This window comes from Rhizobium sp. LjRoot98 (genome assembly GCF_964252935.1).
Lineage (GTDB): Bacteria > Pseudomonadota > Alphaproteobacteria > Rhizobiales > Rhizobiaceae > Pararhizobium.
Map to the genome: position 1 here is coordinate 1,096,970 of NZ_CAXUPW020000001.1, position 14,232 is coordinate 1,111,201.

The following is a 14,232-nucleotide window of genomic DNA, read 5'->3' on the forward strand; positions in this document are numbered from 1 at the left end:
CGCTAGTGGCGCTTACGCTGCCACCTCAAGGCTCTTCATCCGATAGATATCGAACAACAGGTCAATGATCGTTTGGATGAACATCTGGTGCAGGTCTTCAGCAATAACGGTATTGCTGCCCAAAGCGCGTTCGTCGCCCCTGACGTTCTTGAGATGGTGGATAACGCTCATCAGCGTCATTGCCGCCGCCTGAAATTCAACCTCGTCGGCTGGGTGGGCTTGCTGGACCAAGTGCGTTTCAAAGCGGGCGCGGATAAAGGCGAAATTATAGAGGCCTTGACCGACGACATATGCGGGGCCGTTCTTGATAGACATGGACGCGTCTCCCTACGCGTTTCGATACCTAATGATTGGCTGACAATCCTTCGGCGGCAAGCCCAACCCATTGATTTTCTTTTTCGGCCATGCAATCTCTGGTCGCGTATATTGGAAACGGGGGAGCGCAACATTCCATGACGATTTCGGCACATTTGATTGAAAAAGGTAAGTTCAAGGCCACCGTCACCCTGCCTGACGAGCCTAATGAGGCTGACTTGATCATTGCTTTAAGCGGCAACGAGAGCGACAGGGCAGCATACGAGTGTGGAAGGATCGGTATGTGGGAAGTTCTGTATGTCCCAAGCCAGCCTGATCTCAGGCTGGTTATCGGCGCAGCTCCATATAACGATGCGGCGGTGAAGACTCGCTTGAGCTGCGGTTTGACGAGTGACCAAGCCGAAAATTTGGTGAAAGGTATTGATTGGATGCGTGGAATGTTCGGCGGCAACTAGGCAGCGAATTCAGCCGGAATGAAGCAGTTCGCTGAATTGGGGGCATTAATGCACAGAATTACAACGTGGGTCATGACCGTGCTCGCCACATTGCTTGCCAATGCAGCGTTGGCGCAGGAAGGGCCAACAGCTCAAGGATTACTGGAAAATATCTGTATCGGCGGCAAGCTCGATGAGAAGCTGCTAGAGCCGTACGTCCATCAGACGGGTGACTTCTTCAAAATGAAGATAACCAAGCTGCCCGCCGAGGCTCTACCAACGATCAATCCCGACGCCACTTCCGCGTGGGGGCTGTCCGGTACGGATCATTCTTTCGTTGTCGCATTTGCCAGGAAGACGGCCGATGGATTTACCAGCTCCAGTTGTTCTGTAGCTACTGAAGCCGACGATGAGATGGCGAAGGCTGTGAAAACTTTTATCGAGACCAAATACACCGTCCGCACCATCGCCGACCAACAGCAAGGCAGCAGCACTCTGACGGTTTATAGGGGTGAATTACTGGGCTTTGACGCTCCGAAAAACTTCAGCGTCCAGCAAGTTCATGCCGGTGGCGGGGTTTCAGGAATGCTTATGGTGTCGTTTTTTGACAGCGCTCCGTGATCGTACGGCCGCCACTGGAGACGCTGGATGACTATTTTTCCGACCGGCAATTACTTTGAAAACGCGGGCTGCGACTACAGCGCGATAAAAGAAAACGCGAAGCTGAGGGAGTCCCTGTCGGGCACTCCTGTGGACGCCGACAAGGAATACGGCGACTGCGTGCGACAGGTCATGAGTATGGCCGACGAAGCTCGGCGGCTCGCTCTGGAGCAACAGCAATTCAACCGGATTGTGCTTGGCGGCGTGATCGCGGCCATCATCGCCATTTTGGTCATCTTGTTTATCTACAGGAAGCCTATCCGAGCGGCCTGGGAGGCGGCGTTCGTCAATGTTGCGGCAAAGACGATTTCCAGTCGTCGAAACCTCAAAGAGTATCGCGCGGATATGGCTCAACGAATTCGTGAAAAGTCTGGGGAATGATGCTGTGGATTGGCTGAAGGAGTTCGCGAAAGACGACTTCGGTCGGGTGGTTATCACCGTGTGCGGCACGCTTCTAGTCACCGCCTTTGGTGTCTTCATCGGCGGCGCAAAGGACATTTTCACCGACTGGTGGAAGCGTCGGCGGCTTGTGAAATACCAAGCTATGCTACTCGCCACCACGCTCGATCATTTCATTACCCAATGCGTCGACGTGATTGACGAGGAAAAATATGAAGACGAACATGGCGTCGTCCACGGCACCGTCCCCAATCCCTCAATCAAATGGCCGGAAGAAATTGACTGGCCGTCGATACCATCGGAACTGATGTACCGGTGTCTCCTGCTTCCAGGACGAGTTAAAGCAGCGTCTGAGACCGCCGCTTTCGTCGCCGATCACGTGAGCGGACCTCCAGACTACAGTGAGTATTTTGAGGAGCTGGAACAGCGATTTTCCGAGGTCGGCCTTCATGCGGCTCACATATTGGACCGGCTGAAAGAAGCCTACGACGTCCAGTCACAGGATCGATACGAAGACAATCCCATAGACATTTTTCAGCGGACAATCGCCAAGATCAAGGCCTCGAAGGAAAAGCAGAGAATTGAACAGGCAGCTATGATGGCTCGTATGGAAGAAGATCGGAAAAAGCGGGCTGCGACTGTGATCGCGGTCGTAGCGCCCACCTCGCCAGGCTCATTCGACCGTTCATCCTGACAAGACTTGGGCTTCAGCGGCCTCCGAACTCTTCTTGCAGCTGTGAAAATGGCTATGGATTGCAAGAATTGAATTTTAGCAGTGCAAGACGCAGAAACGTTCACTTTCAGCAGAGCCGGATCACGCTTCACCAAAGTATTACGGGGACCACTTTGGGATAATTCGAAAATATCGGAGAATTGCGGGATGTTGTGTAGGTGACGGCAACCATGCGGGTGTATTTATGGCCACCACATGAATCGGAGACCATCGCCATTTCGCTTCCTGAGCCAGCCAAAAAAGCCGTCATGCCAGAGCGTGCCGACCTCCTCTACATTTGCGACGAGTCCAGCCAGACAGCTGACGAATACCTTGCAGTCGCAGGGTTAGCGTTGCCGAAGAAGCATGTCGATGAGGTCCTAAAGCGCATGGATGAAATCAAGACGGCGTTCGGGAAAACTGGCGAGGTCAAGTGGAACAGGGCAAGTTCGCAAGGTGGGGCTCTGCACAAGGCTTATATCGACCTGGTTTTCGATCTCATCGCCGAAAACAAGCTCCACTTCCATATCCGCTTTTCGAAGACTGCAGATTACGACGACAAGCTATCCGGCGACCGTCGGCGTACGGACACTGTCAGCAAGGCGTTCTACCAATTGCTTCTCCACCGTGCGGTGGGCCTGTATTGCAGTAGGTGGATCGTGGATGTCATCTGCGACGGCGGCGACTGCACGGCATTGCTGCCTGGTATGATCGGGGCGTTGAAGACGCACGAGCGCCGACGTTACAACACCAAGCTCGATACATGCATCCGATCTATCAAACAACACTCGTCGTCTGAGACCCCATTACTTCAACTGCTTGATGTGGTCCTGGGTGCGCTGACGTCATATCGAAACGGACGACATCTTGTGGCAGGAGCAAACGCCACGAAGACATCCCTTGCACTTCATGCCTTCGAGCGGACCGGTTGGCCAAGTATCGATGGCAGTTGTGCGAACGGTGCGAGAGAAATCGTGAGATGGAATGCGCGGCCAACAATCAAGCTCAAGGCAGTGAAGGTGGCAACTGGTTGAAGCTATCTCGATTAAGAGAGGACCGGCGTGTGCCAGAACTTCGCTCCAACCAGCCTATCCAGAAATAGGGTTGTTTGCGGGATTCGCAACAAGAAAAAGGACAGAACGTACTCTTGTTACCAAATATGATTTCTGAGAATTGAACGAGCCCGAGGCGGCTGAGTCAGTTGCTAGGAAAAGGGCCCCAAGGCCCTCTGACTATGCTGCGTCTGTTTCCGGGTCGGTCCAGATGCGGTTCTTAAAGCGTTGTGCTGCGGCGCTGCCGATTCTCCTGCGAACCTCAGCGTCGACCAAGCAGTTAGCGGCAATGGTGTCAGCCTCTTCCTTGAAAACGTCTCCGATGACCCACCGGATATAATCGCCTGTGGATGTCACGTCGATTGCCAGACCGTGTTCACGCAGGAAGTCCAACCCCTGATTAAGACGGGTATCGGAAAGAGCCCTGTCGACGAATTCCTTGATCGTGTCGATGCTCTCGGTCGAGATAGAAGCCAAAGTCTTCACTTTGTACGTCGAATGCTTCTCTCCCTTCACCTTGAAACGGATGCGGTGACCGGACACGTCGGCAGACCAGACGACGCCTTCACCAATGCCAGAAATTCCAAAGGCTTTTCCAACTGGACACTCGGCTTCAACCGCATTGGTGATGTCGACGAGCGCATTCTGAGATAGATGCGGGTTCTCCATGTCGATGGTCATCGTCCAAGTCGGGAAGTCGGTGATGAGGTAGGTGTCTGCTGGGAGGCGGTAGATATCGCATGAAGGATGAATGCGGTTGATGTGCAAAGGCGTTCCGTCGGTAGCCACGATCTCGAAAATGACGAAACGCTTCGACAGCTCGCTGATCGCAACGCCAATCTGAATGTTCTGGCCGATCCATTCGCCGAAGATCGCAACGCCTGTCGGGGAAACGTAACCAGGATTGGTTTGTCCCCAGTCTGCGAACTGCTTGGCAAGTTTCTTCCAATCGTCCTCATGCTGTGACGCCCAAGTTGCAAAGCCCATATTATCATCATCAGGCGTCAGGATGCGGTTTCGGGACTGATAGGAAACATTCCCATCCTTGACGACGACGGCAGCGTTGGTGCCATGAAGCTTGACGGTGCCGGTGAACTCGACCGGAGGAAAGGTCCAGGTGCGCGGCTGGCTCTCAATAAGCTCGCCAGACGCGTCTCGCTTGCCAAACTGCGAGCGTGTCAGCTTTTGGACGGTATGAATAGCATTTCGGAATTGGTCGATTGATGGGTATTTGATCACCAGAATTCTCCCTAGATTGGTGCCTAAGGATAATTCTGCTTGTCGGCGGAGAAGGAATCTATTCCTATTTTGTTGACGTAAATTCCACGGCTACATCTTCGGCCGATAGCGGGACGCACTGTGTTCTTGCGGCCGGTAGTCGCCCAGTCGCACGACACGCTGCCCCTGGTCGATCACGCGCTGGGCTTTGACGCGCAGCTGTCGGATTTCCTCGACGGTCGGCTTGTGACCGGCACGCTTGTGACGCTCACGACGATTTTCTAGGGTAGTCGCCATCGCCCGTCGGACATCTAGATACAGGTGACGGCCGTCGCACAAAACGTCGGTGAAATCGTCCATCTGTTTGGCATTCTTGTCGCGCCAGTGCTCCCAGACCTGAGCCTTGTCGAGCGCAAATTCGTAAGCGAACACCTCAGGAGCTTCTGGTAGCAGCGCCATAATCTCGTCGTCGCTGACGATTTTCCGGCGCAACTTATGGACCAGTTCCGCGCCGATCAGCGAGGCATCGAGTTTCATTGCGAAAAGCATCGACAGGTCGCGGAAGTCCTTCCACCGGGTCGTTGTAGGGTCTAGCACGACGGCTGCAAGCTTATCTGCTGCCTGGCTTTCGAAGCTTTGGTAGAGACCAAGGAGCGGTACCTGGTCGCGGAAGAAAATGCTGCCGTGGCGGCGTTCCGGCCGGAATTTCGGGAAAAGATCGGTGCCTCCAGTAACGTCCAAATGCGTATTGATGCGAGTTCGGCCAGCTTTCGCGACGATGTCGTAGCGATCACCACCATTTCCATCGATCCAAAGAGGCTTCGGCGTCTTGGAATAAGCTTCCAGGACGATACCCTTGGCGGCAAGGTCGGGCTTCATGGCTTCCAGGGCACGGCACATCTCGTGGGGCTCGATCTTGCGTTCGAAAAGAATATCGAGATCGCCCGTCTCGCGGGTGATCTGCGGCCACAGAAGGCCGCCTTTGACCATGTGTTTTGGGATGAGGTGCTTGGATAGGCCCCGCGAAATCTCTTCACAGAGCATACGCTCCGTTGCCTTGCGAGTGTCGATGCCGTGGTAGCAAGCTGCCCCGCGTATGCGGTCGATGAGACGGCATCCAGGGCTGATGATTTCGTCGTTGTTCGACATGGTCGCTCTCCCAAAAGCGTTGTTGGGAGAAGCGTGCGTTCGGCCGATGCATACGACGAATGTCGGCGGATCGGCCGACAGCTATGGCCGGTTCATAAACCAGGCCTTCTTATCCTGAAGGACCCTCACGAAATTGGCCTCGGTCATCTGTTGCAGATATCCGGCGTGCAGAGCAGTGTCGTAGTGTACGGTGACAGGTGCCCGCACAGTCGGCTGGAAGGCCAGCAAGAGCTTCAGTCTCGACCCCGGCTTGGTCCACGAGAGATTGGAGCCTCCGCGCGATCCTGCGGTGACCTGACTCGCATGAAAACGAAAGCTTGGGATGTGCCCCGCTTGAGACCGGGCTGCGTTGATAAGGCCGTTTCGCTCTGCTCGGGAATACCGGTCGGGTCGCTGCCAATAGCCTTTAGTGCCGTTGACGGTTCCAAAGAACAATCCAGGCGCATTGCGTGAAGATTTCACCCACCTGAGAGCGTCTGGTAGCCGTCCTTGGCCGCGATGAGCTACCCGCTGGACCCGCAGCGCCGCTCGACCTGTAACTTCCTTCCGGTGTTTCTTGGAAATCGCTCTAAAGCGTGGCTTGTTAAAGGCACCGCCGAAAGAGGTCGGTTGGGCGGCAAAGGTCATGATGTCGGTTCGGGCAGTTCCGGGGTCGCCGGGGTGACGAGTGGCCCCAGTGATCGGAAACCAGAGATAGTCGGCTTGCTTGTCCTGCATGTCGACCGAGGCGAACATCCGGTCGCCGTCCTGCCATCTGGCCTTAGTGACCTTCATTGGCCTCAGAGTGAAAGGCTTCGGGTTGCTGACGGAACGACGCAGCTCATCGACCACTTTCCGCGAAACGAGGAACGCCGTCGCATTGAGCTGCTCGGCCAAGGCCCGAGGCAAGACTCGCTGGCCGATGGCGTCCAATTCCTGCCGGATGGCGGCCGAATTGTAACTGAAACTTGCCCTGATCATTGGTTACCCCGCTCAGAAAAATGGCCCGGCAGCGGAGTCGCGCACAGGCCAAGATAGCCGGAAAGGAAATGAACCGGCGGGGAAAGGTAATGGTGAGTCCTGGCGGCGCACGATGCAAGTGTCATCATCCCGCGACCTCCAAGTCGTTCACCCTGTTTGAAAGATCGGCGACTTGGGAAAGAAGGTCGTTGACTACCCCCTCCAACAGCTCAACCCGACCCGTTAATGCTGAAATCTCGGCGCTGTCGTCGCCGCCGTCAGGCATGGAGACCTCAAATTCCAGGGCAGTCACCCTGTCCGTGAGAGAACTGATCTCCGGACCGTAGTCATGGCCGCCGTCACCACCCCCTCCGCTGCCCGTTTCGACGACGTCAAACAGGTATGAGATGTCGGATTTCATGCCGTCGATATCAGCTTGCATAGTCGTGACGTCGCTCGTGATGCTCGTGATGTCGCCCTGCATGGTCACGATCTGAGCCTGGATCGGGGTCTCCGAGATATCCGACGGCGAGCCAAAAACACGATCAGCGAAGGACAGTCCGAAAAACGGTTCTTCGGCAATGGCCGTCAGCATCTCCGGCGATCCGAATACCGTTCGTGCAAGCGATCCTTCGGCGTGCGCGATGATCGGCGATGCGAAATCGTAGTCGCCATCTGAGCGGCCCATGACGATGTCGGCGATGTTTGACGCTGACCCGATCCAGCGTGTGTCGGTCGCGGTCATGAGGAGTTCGAAAAGCGGTTTGCCCCCAGCGATCAGGTAGTCGCGGACTTCCTCGCTTATACCGAAAACGGAATAGTGCAGCGAACCGTTGACGTCGTCGAAGATCGTCGGGGCCGCAGGGTCGCTGGACGAAAGAGATGACTGAGCACCCTGGAGAGTGATTGTGTAGAGCCGATTGAGTTTGGCCACCAATGCCGTCAGGTCAATCGGCTCGACCGGCGCTGGCGGTGTGTCCCGCAGGCCTTTGACGACAGCTTCAAGGTCGCCAACCCGGAGCGCAATTTCGTGGGGCTTGGTTTGGCCGGATGTGTATTCCGTCATCAGCGGACGCTCCTGACGGGCTGACGCCGGTTGCGTATGTCTTTTAGCGCGACAGTCGCCGCAACTCGATAGAGCTGACCGTTGCCGCGCTTCGCCGCCTCAACCTCCGATGTCCGGTAGAAGGCAAGATTTTGCTGGAAACGGCGCTCGTAATCAGCAAGCTCCGTCGGTGATAGGTCGGTGAGATCGAAAACGGTCATGTCGGAGCCCGGAGCTTGGATGACCTATGTTTGACCGGTCGGCGGAATTCGCAAACAGGAATTTGATCCTAGACGTCGAGAGCGGCTTGCGCAGGAGGCCGTACTTTGAGCGATACGGGCAGTTGGCGGTCATATTTCTGCGCAAGTTGCACTGCCAAAGCCGCGAGGGCGAAATGTTTGACCACTGATTCCTCCGGGCAACCGGCAAGGTTATGACCACGCCGCACGTCGGATCGGCTGAAGCCTTGTTTGTTGGCCTTCTGAGCGTGATCAAGGTCTAGCGACGCCAGGTACCGGACTGCTCGATATGCGCGACGCACGGCCCCTTCACGGTCACCAGGTGATGGTTGATATCCGTGTTTGAAAGCTACGAAGTAATGGGGAGAGAGCCTACCGCTGGTCATAGAGGCCTCGCTTGGTCGGCCAGTCCGCAGACGGGTTTTTGATTGCTTCCTTGAGCCAGGTTAGCCGACGGTGCATAAGGCGACCGGACAATGGAGCAGAGTAGCCCTTCGACTTGAGATCAGCGACCGCTGCTTGAAGTAGGCGGGTCAGCGTTTCCTTCGCTCCGCCCGTTACAGAATTAGTTTCCAGGTCCACAACAAGCTGGGCAATGGCCGTTGCCGCTGCCGTATCCAGCTCGGCGACCTCCGGCTCTCGCTTCGCAGCCAGCCGGGCACGATAGCGCTGCTGTCGAATCCGTGCCCCCTCGTTCTTCCCTGAGACTTGTCTCGGCATCATCACACTCCCCACGCGTCACTACGTGCTGTAACAACGTTACGTCGCCGCGATGCAAGAAACGTGCGAAACGTCGCCCGCCGTTGTGGGACTTGCGCCGCCCGCGCCGACGACACATGATCAGTCTCAGGCCGAGCCTCTTGCTCCGCTCCAGAGCCCAGCTCCGGATGTCCGATAGGACCCGACGGAAGAAGCAGAAACGCAGTGCCAATAGCACTCTCTGCACTTCGTCAAAAAAGCCAGCGCAGCGACCGGGAAAATCTAAAAACAAATCAAAGCCTAATATGCTTACTCTGTATTGGGCAAATACTGTGGACGTCACCTAACAAGAAAGTTAGTGGTCGCCAATCGTTGTCCACATTCTTTAAATCCAGGATTCCCCAAAAACCCGGGCACTCAAATTTCGTTTAAATCCAGGATTTCCCAAAACCAAATTCAGACAAACCGTTGACCGAGAAACATGTGCCAGTTTCGTGAGTTAACAATCAAATCCCAAAATATGTTGACGAGAATTGGAACAGTCCGCGTCCAAATCCCTGTCAACAAAATCACGGATTTAATCTCTTGCATCCTGCTCCGCCGACAACAACACTTAAGTAACAGGGAGCAAAAAAATGAATTACAGGCCACCAATACAAATGCCAGCACGGCAATCGTTCACGCCGCAACCACAAGGTAGCCTCAGAAAAATTGAGGAGACACCATCCAATTTCCTGGAGATCGCACCAGCAAGTCCGCGCCCGCCGGAAATGATGACCGGTGTCACCGTATGCAAGGGAGGCGACCTGACCGTGTTCGACGTGGGTGTCTGGGAAATCATGCTGTCATACGCGTACGAGACTGATCAGCCCATGCAACAGCTCGAATATTCGGTGTCCTTGAAGGCTGTTACCCGGTTTCTCGGCCAAGACGCCCGCAAAGAATTGGTCGTCAAGTCGGTCCAAAAGCTGCGTGAGGTCACACTCAATTTCGGCGATAGCGAGAAGCTAGACCGGCGGTTTGTCGATGTGCCCATGGTAACGACCTGGGAAGAACTTGGTAAAGATGACCACCGTATCTGCTACTCATTCCCGTCGCCGATCCGTCAGCTCATGAGGACGATGCCGAGATATGCATATGTGGAGCTTGCTGCGCTCACCGACCGAGCGATGTCATCCAAATATTCTCCGGCGCTCTATAAGCACCTGGCACTAGAGAGCCACGGTCGCCAGTGGCAAGCGGGTCAGGCCAACGAGGTCTTCGTCCAGCTCACACCCGATCAGCTCGCAGACATCATCGACTTTCCAAGGGGATCAGTAGGCAAGCTCAACGTCGGCAAGCTCAAGGACTTTGCAGAACGTTCAATCAAAGACCTTCAAAAGGTCCGGCGTTTCCGCACCTCGCTACAGGTTATCCACGAGCCAGGTCGAGGACGCACGGTTCGGTACTTCGACTTCGCCCTCAAACTTCAGCCGCCGCGCCCTCAGCTCATACGTGGCGCTCGCGTCGATATCGCGGTCGGAGGCTCAGACGACGCACGATATAGGATTGACAGCGGGGTATGGTCCAAAGCCGTGAAGCTTTTCGGCAGGGGAACCGTCTTCGGCGGCTACATTGAGAAGAAGTTCTTTGAGTTGTGGTTGACCGTCTTAAAGGAGGCTCTGGATAAGAAGCCTCGCTCTGCTGGCTACGAAGACCGTGTGTTCCGGGGCGAAAGCCTGCTTACTGCAATCCAGGAATTTGGTGCTGAGCAGGCCGCCTGGTCGTTTTTCGCGGAAGAAGATGCCAGCCCTGATCTCGCTGCTACGACCTCGGTTCGAGATCGGATGGAGAGCCAGATCGCCCGCATTGAGCGAATGGGAGGCAAGGCCCGTAAGCTGAAGAGTGTTGTCGCTGCCGATATCACCGCCGAGCAACGACGTAAGGACCGAGCTGCTCAAAAAGCGAACGCCGACGCGGAAGCCCGGGTTGTAGTTCCTGTCGGCGCTGGTGGGGAAACGTTCGAGGAGTGCAAAAAAGCGATCATTGAGCTGCGTGGCCTTGAAGACCTCCACTACCGCAACATCCTTGAACAAATCGACGCTACGGACTGGTCGGGAGACAGACAGGTGATCTTACGCCTCTCTACACCTGTGGCGGATCAGCGGACAGCAATCAAAGTGAAACCGACAAAGACTGAATGGTCGAGCCTGCTGGCAGACCTGACACCGCTAATGACAACGGAGGTATCTTACCAATGAGTGATACAATCTTCCCAGCTATCGTGTTCAAAATAGACAGAGAGCTTCCGGTACCCGATCTTAAGGAATTGATGAACGAAATTCGGAGAATGACGGCAGAGTGGAACGGCGAACCGGCTTATAGGGGTGTTCTCGCCTTCCCGGTAGGAAGTGACCGAAACAACACCCCCATCAGCGGGCTTTTGCTGCCAAATGACGCCGACGGTATGGAAGACGTTTTGCTATCAATCTCGGAATTGACCCGCGTGCACATGGTAAAAAACTATGACCTGATGGCCGTCTTTGATCGCTCGCGTAAGCCGAAAAGCCGAATTAAAAAGTCGCCGAAACCGGACGTCGATCTAAGTAACACCCGGTACGGCTTTGATGAAAGCAAAATCGGGCCCGAATACCGTTACATGCTCGAAGACGACGCTCACGCCGAGGGAGCCAGGTGGGCTGAACTTCTTCAAGGTTTCCCGTTTGCCGATAAGACCGCTGTCCAAAATCAAAGATGGATGGACATCGATGTGATCGGGAGCCTCCGTGCGAAATTTCCTTTAATCGAAGAAGCTAATAGGCTTCTCGGCGGCAAGATCGTTGCGACCCTACGCAAGATGTCTGAGCCTCAAAACCAAGTTCGTCTTCCCACGCACTGGCATCAGGCATTTGGACGGATGTTTATGCGCGGCCGCCCGCCAGGAGCCAGCTATATTCCCGCCTGCAATTTCGTGACCGATCATTTCTTCATGCTGGATTACATCGCGAAACACGGGAAACCTACGACGCAAGGCATTGCTAGCCGCTACAGCGAGCAGATCATCGACCAGATCGATCCGATCACCGCGACAGCAGTAAGCTACGGTTAACCAGGCTGATTTTTCCGCTTGAACCGGGGACTCCCTTGTGGTTGTATAACGGAGTCCAAACGCGCCAACTGAGGCACATTGAAATGCGAGTTCTTTCGATCAGAGACCTACGAATAGACCTAGCCTAACCGCTGGATCGCCCGTTTGCGCGGGTCACGTAGACTGGATCGACTGGATTAAAAGGACTCGCACCATGGCGTTTACCCAACAATTTTTCACCGCCGACTCTCATTTTGGGCATCAGTTGATGCTCCAGAACCGTCCGTTTTCATCGACCGATGAGATGGATCGCCACCTGATCGAGACCTGGAATGACACCGTCAAACAGACGGATATCGTCTGGCATTTGGGCGATTTCAGCTACCTCGATCCCGCTCGCACTGCGTCCATTTTCGGCCAGCTGCAAGGCCGCAAGCGCCTGATCCTTGGCAATCACGATTTGGACAATCGCGGCGACGTTCGTAAGTCGATTGCCGGACTCGATTGGGATCAGCCACCGACGCACTACGCGGAAACAAAACAAAACGGCGAGCGCGTTATCCTGCATCACTATGCAATGCGAACTTGGAGCGCGAGCTGCCACGGGTCTTGGCATTTTTATGGTCACTCGCACGGTCGTTTGCCCGCGTATGGTCGCAGCCGCGATGTTGGCGTTGATTGCCCAGACACAGCCTACACCCCACGGACATTCCAGCAGCTGACGACGGGAATGCAGGACGTGGAGATCGCAGCATGAAGACCGATATCGCCTCCCTGCTGAAGGCTGAGTACGGCCCAATGTGGCATGATACAATGTGCGATCTGCCCGACGGTTGGGTCCAGCCGCTTGTAGACCTGCTTGAGCGCCTTTACCGTTTGTCGTCAATCGACCCAATCCGTGATCGCACGGTTTATTGGGTTGCCGTCCGCGTCGACGTTTACGATAGCAGCGCAATGGCTTTTGCTAGCCCGATCATGCCGTCGCATACCTGGACACCGGGCCGCGCGATGGCATGTGTCGAGGCGCTGACTGAATTCACCGGCCGCACTCAAGAAACCTGCAGCGTTTGCGGCTCCGATGGCTACCTGCGGACTGCCATTTTGGGCGACCATGGTGAAGGCGTTTTCTGCGACGAGCATGCTTCGGGAGACTCGTATGCTTCCTGAGAATTTCAGCCGCGACCAGTTCATCGCCGATATGCGTGCCAAACATTCACGCATCCTGCCTCCCGAGGTTGAGTTCTCCGTGGGCGAGGGATGGCTGCCAATTATTGCCGATAGTCTCCGTGATATCGAGGTCAGCCTCGAAACACACGGCTGTTTGCCGCGTGCCTCAGTCCGCCAGATCAAGGAAAAATTTGGCGGTCTCCGCATCTATGTCCGCCCGCAAAATGAAGCCGCTCATTTTCCGTCAGCACTCGCTGCCGAAATTCTGGCGATCCGCGACCGCGCCGAAAGCCTGAGCATGCGGACGTGTGAACTGTGTGGCGATCCTGGTGAATTGATCACGTCAGGCTACATGCAGACTCTTTGCAGAAACCACGCGGGAGACCGGGCATGAGAAAGCTTTTTCCCCAGCATGATCGGGCGATCACCGGCGCTGTCGTCGACTATTTGATGTCCGGCGGGCATCTCGGTGATCCCAGCCAGCATGATCATTTCAGGGATCGCTTCTCCCATCTCGCTGGGCTTGAGCAACGGGTGATTATCACGCGTTGTAAGATTGCCGTTAGTCGATTGATTGTCGGTGCGATCCGCCAGGAAATGGAGACCTATCATGCCGGATGACCAGGATGACCCGGTTCGTTCGGCAGCCGACCGGATCAAACGGCGGTCGCTGATCACCCCTGAGACCAAAGGTGTGGACCCCGCCGACCTGCAAGCCGCTCGTCGGCGCTACTATTGCGGCTCCGGTTGGCACGCCATCCTCGACAAGCTGATGCACGATTTGTCCGAGCTAACAGGTGTTCGTTTCGTGGCCGCAGGGGAAAAGTGGAGCGCCCTCGAAATCATGTACGAGTGCGAGCCGGAGCAAACTGATGCCGTTTATGCGGCAACTAGTAAGGCAGTAGCGGCCGCTGCGATTATCTGCGAAACCTGCGGCCAGCGGGGGATCGTCCGAAAAACTGGATGGTGGAAGGTCCTGTGCGACGAGCACGCCAACGGTGATCCGAAATGAACGATGATGCGCTGATCGACTACCTCGTCCAGGCGCTTCGTTTTGACACCGACAGCGTCAAGAAAACCCCCTGAATTTCCGGGCACTTTGACATCGCTATGGTAGCTAAACGAGGTTAGCTACCG

The 14,232-nt window shown here is 55.4% G+C and carries 18 protein-coding genes; 12 read left to right on the forward strand and 6 right to left on the reverse strand.

The features are described from left to right. Positions 1-12: 12 nt before the first annotated feature. Positions 13-315 (reverse strand): hypothetical protein, encoded by a 303-nt coding sequence (locus tag ACSQ3J_RS05460; RefSeq protein WP_436038850.1) that lies wholly within the window; start codon positions 313-315, stop codon positions 13-15. Between the two features lie 137 nt (positions 316-452). Between ACSQ3J_RS05460 and ACSQ3J_RS05465 the strand changes: the two genes are divergently transcribed. The 5 genes from ACSQ3J_RS05465 (at position 453) to ACSQ3J_RS05485 (ending at position 3,554) form a co-directional block, all read left to right on the forward strand. Continuing rightward, a complete protein-coding gene (locus ACSQ3J_RS05465; protein ID WP_436038851.1) occupies positions 453-770 on the forward strand; it encodes a hypothetical protein in 318 nt (105 codons plus the stop codon). An 18-nt stretch (positions 771-788) separates the two neighbouring features. Beyond that, on the forward strand, positions 789-1,370 hold the full coding sequence (locus ACSQ3J_RS05470) for a hypothetical protein (RefSeq protein WP_436038852.1): 582 nt from the start codon (positions 789-791) through the stop codon (positions 1,368-1,370). Positions 1,371-1,397: 27 nt separating this feature from the next. Beyond that, positions 1,398-1,790 (forward strand): hypothetical protein, encoded by a 393-nt coding sequence (locus ACSQ3J_RS05475; protein ID WP_436038853.1) that lies wholly within the window; start codon positions 1,398-1,400, stop codon positions 1,788-1,790. A 4-nt stretch (positions 1,791-1,794) separates the two neighbouring features. Next, positions 1,795-2,502 (forward strand): hypothetical protein, encoded by a 708-nt coding sequence (locus ACSQ3J_RS05480; RefSeq protein WP_436038854.1) that lies wholly within the window; start codon positions 1,795-1,797, stop codon positions 2,500-2,502. Between the two features lie 197 nt (positions 2,503-2,699). Then, complete coding sequence (locus ACSQ3J_RS05485; RefSeq protein WP_436038855.1) at positions 2,700-3,554, forward strand: DUF3800 domain-containing protein; 855 nt, start codon at positions 2,700-2,702, stop codon at positions 3,552-3,554. Between the two features lie 198 nt (positions 3,555-3,752). Here ACSQ3J_RS05485 and ACSQ3J_RS05490 read toward each other — a convergent pair whose 3' ends face one another. The 5 genes from ACSQ3J_RS05490 to ACSQ3J_RS05510 all read right to left on the reverse strand — a co-directional run bounded on the left by ACSQ3J_RS05490 (position 3,753) and on the right by ACSQ3J_RS05510 (position 8,144). Further along, a complete protein-coding gene (locus ACSQ3J_RS05490; RefSeq protein ID WP_436038856.1) occupies positions 3,753-4,811 on the reverse strand; it encodes an RNA ligase family protein in 1,059 nt (352 codons plus the stop codon). Positions 4,812-4,901: 90 nt separating this feature from the next. After that, positions 4,902-5,939 (reverse strand): nucleotidyl transferase AbiEii/AbiGii toxin family protein, encoded by a 1,038-nt coding sequence (locus ACSQ3J_RS05495; RefSeq protein ID WP_436038857.1) that lies wholly within the window; start codon positions 5,937-5,939, stop codon positions 4,902-4,904. 81 nt (positions 5,940-6,020) lie between these two features. Then, a complete protein-coding gene (locus tag ACSQ3J_RS05500; RefSeq protein ID WP_436038858.1) occupies positions 6,021-6,899 on the reverse strand; it encodes a hypothetical protein in 879 nt (292 codons plus the stop codon). Between the two features lie 124 nt (positions 6,900-7,023). Further along, on the reverse strand, positions 7,024-7,944 hold the full coding sequence (locus tag ACSQ3J_RS05505) for a hypothetical protein (protein WP_436038859.1): 921 nt from the start codon (positions 7,942-7,944) through the stop codon (positions 7,024-7,026). Further along, on the reverse strand, positions 7,944-8,144 hold the full coding sequence (locus ACSQ3J_RS05510) for a hypothetical protein (RefSeq protein ID WP_436038860.1): 201 nt from the start codon (positions 8,142-8,144) through the stop codon (positions 7,944-7,946). Before ACSQ3J_RS05510 ends, ACSQ3J_RS05505 begins: the two co-directional genes overlap by 1 nt. 1,352 nt (positions 8,145-9,496) lie before the next feature. Between ACSQ3J_RS05510 and ACSQ3J_RS05515 the strand changes: the two genes are divergently transcribed. From ACSQ3J_RS05515 to ACSQ3J_RS05545, 7 genes are all read left to right on the forward strand, one after another. Beyond that, positions 9,497-11,101: a GAF domain-containing protein gene (locus ACSQ3J_RS05515; RefSeq protein WP_436038861.1), complete on the forward strand. Its 1,605-nt coding sequence runs from the start codon at positions 9,497-9,499 to the stop codon at positions 11,099-11,101. Continuing rightward, a complete protein-coding gene (locus ACSQ3J_RS05520) occupies positions 11,098-11,949 on the forward strand; it encodes a hypothetical protein (RefSeq protein WP_436038862.1) in 852 nt (283 codons plus the stop codon). The genes ACSQ3J_RS05515 and ACSQ3J_RS05520 overlap by 4 nt, the downstream gene beginning before the upstream one ends. 193 nt (positions 11,950-12,142) lie before the next feature. Beyond that, complete coding sequence (locus ACSQ3J_RS05525; protein WP_436038863.1) at positions 12,143-12,685, forward strand: hypothetical protein; 543 nt, start codon at positions 12,143-12,145, stop codon at positions 12,683-12,685. Further along, positions 12,682-13,095 carry a hypothetical protein gene (locus tag ACSQ3J_RS05530; RefSeq protein WP_436038864.1) on the forward strand — a complete coding sequence of 138 codons (414 nt, stop codon included), beginning with the start codon at positions 12,682-12,684 and terminating at the stop codon, positions 13,093-13,095. The genes ACSQ3J_RS05525 and ACSQ3J_RS05530 overlap by 4 nt, the downstream gene beginning before the upstream one ends. Further along, positions 13,040-13,489 carry a hypothetical protein gene (locus tag ACSQ3J_RS05535; RefSeq protein WP_436038866.1) on the forward strand — a complete coding sequence of 150 codons (450 nt, stop codon included), beginning with the start codon at positions 13,040-13,042 and terminating at the stop codon, positions 13,487-13,489. The genes ACSQ3J_RS05530 and ACSQ3J_RS05535 overlap by 56 nt, the downstream gene beginning before the upstream one ends. Continuing rightward, complete coding sequence (locus ACSQ3J_RS05540) at positions 13,486-13,716, forward strand: hypothetical protein (RefSeq protein ID WP_436038867.1); 231 nt, start codon at positions 13,486-13,488, stop codon at positions 13,714-13,716. Before ACSQ3J_RS05535 ends, ACSQ3J_RS05540 begins: the two co-directional genes overlap by 4 nt. Beyond that, a complete protein-coding gene (locus ACSQ3J_RS05545) occupies positions 13,706-14,107 on the forward strand; it encodes a hypothetical protein (RefSeq protein ID WP_436038868.1) in 402 nt (133 codons plus the stop codon). Before ACSQ3J_RS05540 ends, ACSQ3J_RS05545 begins: the two co-directional genes overlap by 11 nt. The last annotated feature ends 125 nt before the right edge of the window (positions 14,108-14,232 follow it).

What these genes read in the sequence shown, in the direction of transcription:
- ACSQ3J_RS05460 (WP_436038850.1), bottom strand. Translation starts at nt 315, where the DNA reads ATGTCTATCAAGAACGGCCCCGCATATGTCGTCGGTCAAGGCCTCTAT.
- ACSQ3J_RS05465 (WP_436038851.1), top strand. Translation starts at nt 453, where the DNA reads ATGACGATTTCGGCACATTTGATTGAAAAAGGTAAGTTCAAGGCCACC.
- ACSQ3J_RS05470 (WP_436038852.1), top strand. Translation starts at nt 789, where the DNA reads ATGAAGCAGTTCGCTGAATTGGGGGCATTAATGCACAGAATTACAACG.
- ACSQ3J_RS05475 (WP_436038853.1), top strand. Translation starts at nt 1,398, where the DNA reads ATGACTATTTTTCCGACCGGCAATTACTTTGAAAACGCGGGCTGCGAC.
- ACSQ3J_RS05495 (WP_436038857.1), bottom strand. Translation starts at nt 5,939, where the DNA reads ATGTCGAACAACGACGAAATCATCAGCCCTGGATGCCGTCTCATCGAC.
- ACSQ3J_RS05500 (WP_436038858.1), bottom strand. Translation starts at nt 6,899, where the DNA reads ATGATCAGGGCAAGTTTCAGTTACAATTCGGCCGCCATCCGGCAGGAA.
- ACSQ3J_RS05505 (WP_436038859.1), bottom strand. Translation starts at nt 7,944, where the DNA reads ATGACGGAATACACATCCGGCCAAACCAAGCCCCACGAAATTGCGCTC.
- ACSQ3J_RS05510 (WP_436038860.1), bottom strand. Translation starts at nt 8,144, where the DNA reads ATGACCGTTTTCGATCTCACCGACCTATCACCGACGGAGCTTGCTGAT.
- ACSQ3J_RS05515 (WP_436038861.1), top strand. Translation starts at nt 9,497, where the DNA reads ATGAATTACAGGCCACCAATACAAATGCCAGCACGGCAATCGTTCACG.
- ACSQ3J_RS05520 (WP_436038862.1), top strand. Translation starts at nt 11,098, where the DNA reads ATGAGTGATACAATCTTCCCAGCTATCGTGTTCAAAATAGACAGAGAG.
- ACSQ3J_RS05525 (WP_436038863.1), top strand. Translation starts at nt 12,143, where the DNA reads ATGGCGTTTACCCAACAATTTTTCACCGCCGACTCTCATTTTGGGCAT.
- ACSQ3J_RS05530 (WP_436038864.1), top strand. Translation starts at nt 12,682, where the DNA reads ATGAAGACCGATATCGCCTCCCTGCTGAAGGCTGAGTACGGCCCAATG.
- ACSQ3J_RS05535 (WP_436038866.1), top strand. Translation starts at nt 13,040, where the DNA reads ATGGTGAAGGCGTTTTCTGCGACGAGCATGCTTCGGGAGACTCGTATG.
- ACSQ3J_RS05540 (WP_436038867.1), top strand. Translation starts at nt 13,486, where the DNA reads ATGAGAAAGCTTTTTCCCCAGCATGATCGGGCGATCACCGGCGCTGTC.
- ACSQ3J_RS05545 (WP_436038868.1), top strand. Translation starts at nt 13,706, where the DNA reads ATGCCGGATGACCAGGATGACCCGGTTCGTTCGGCAGCCGACCGGATC.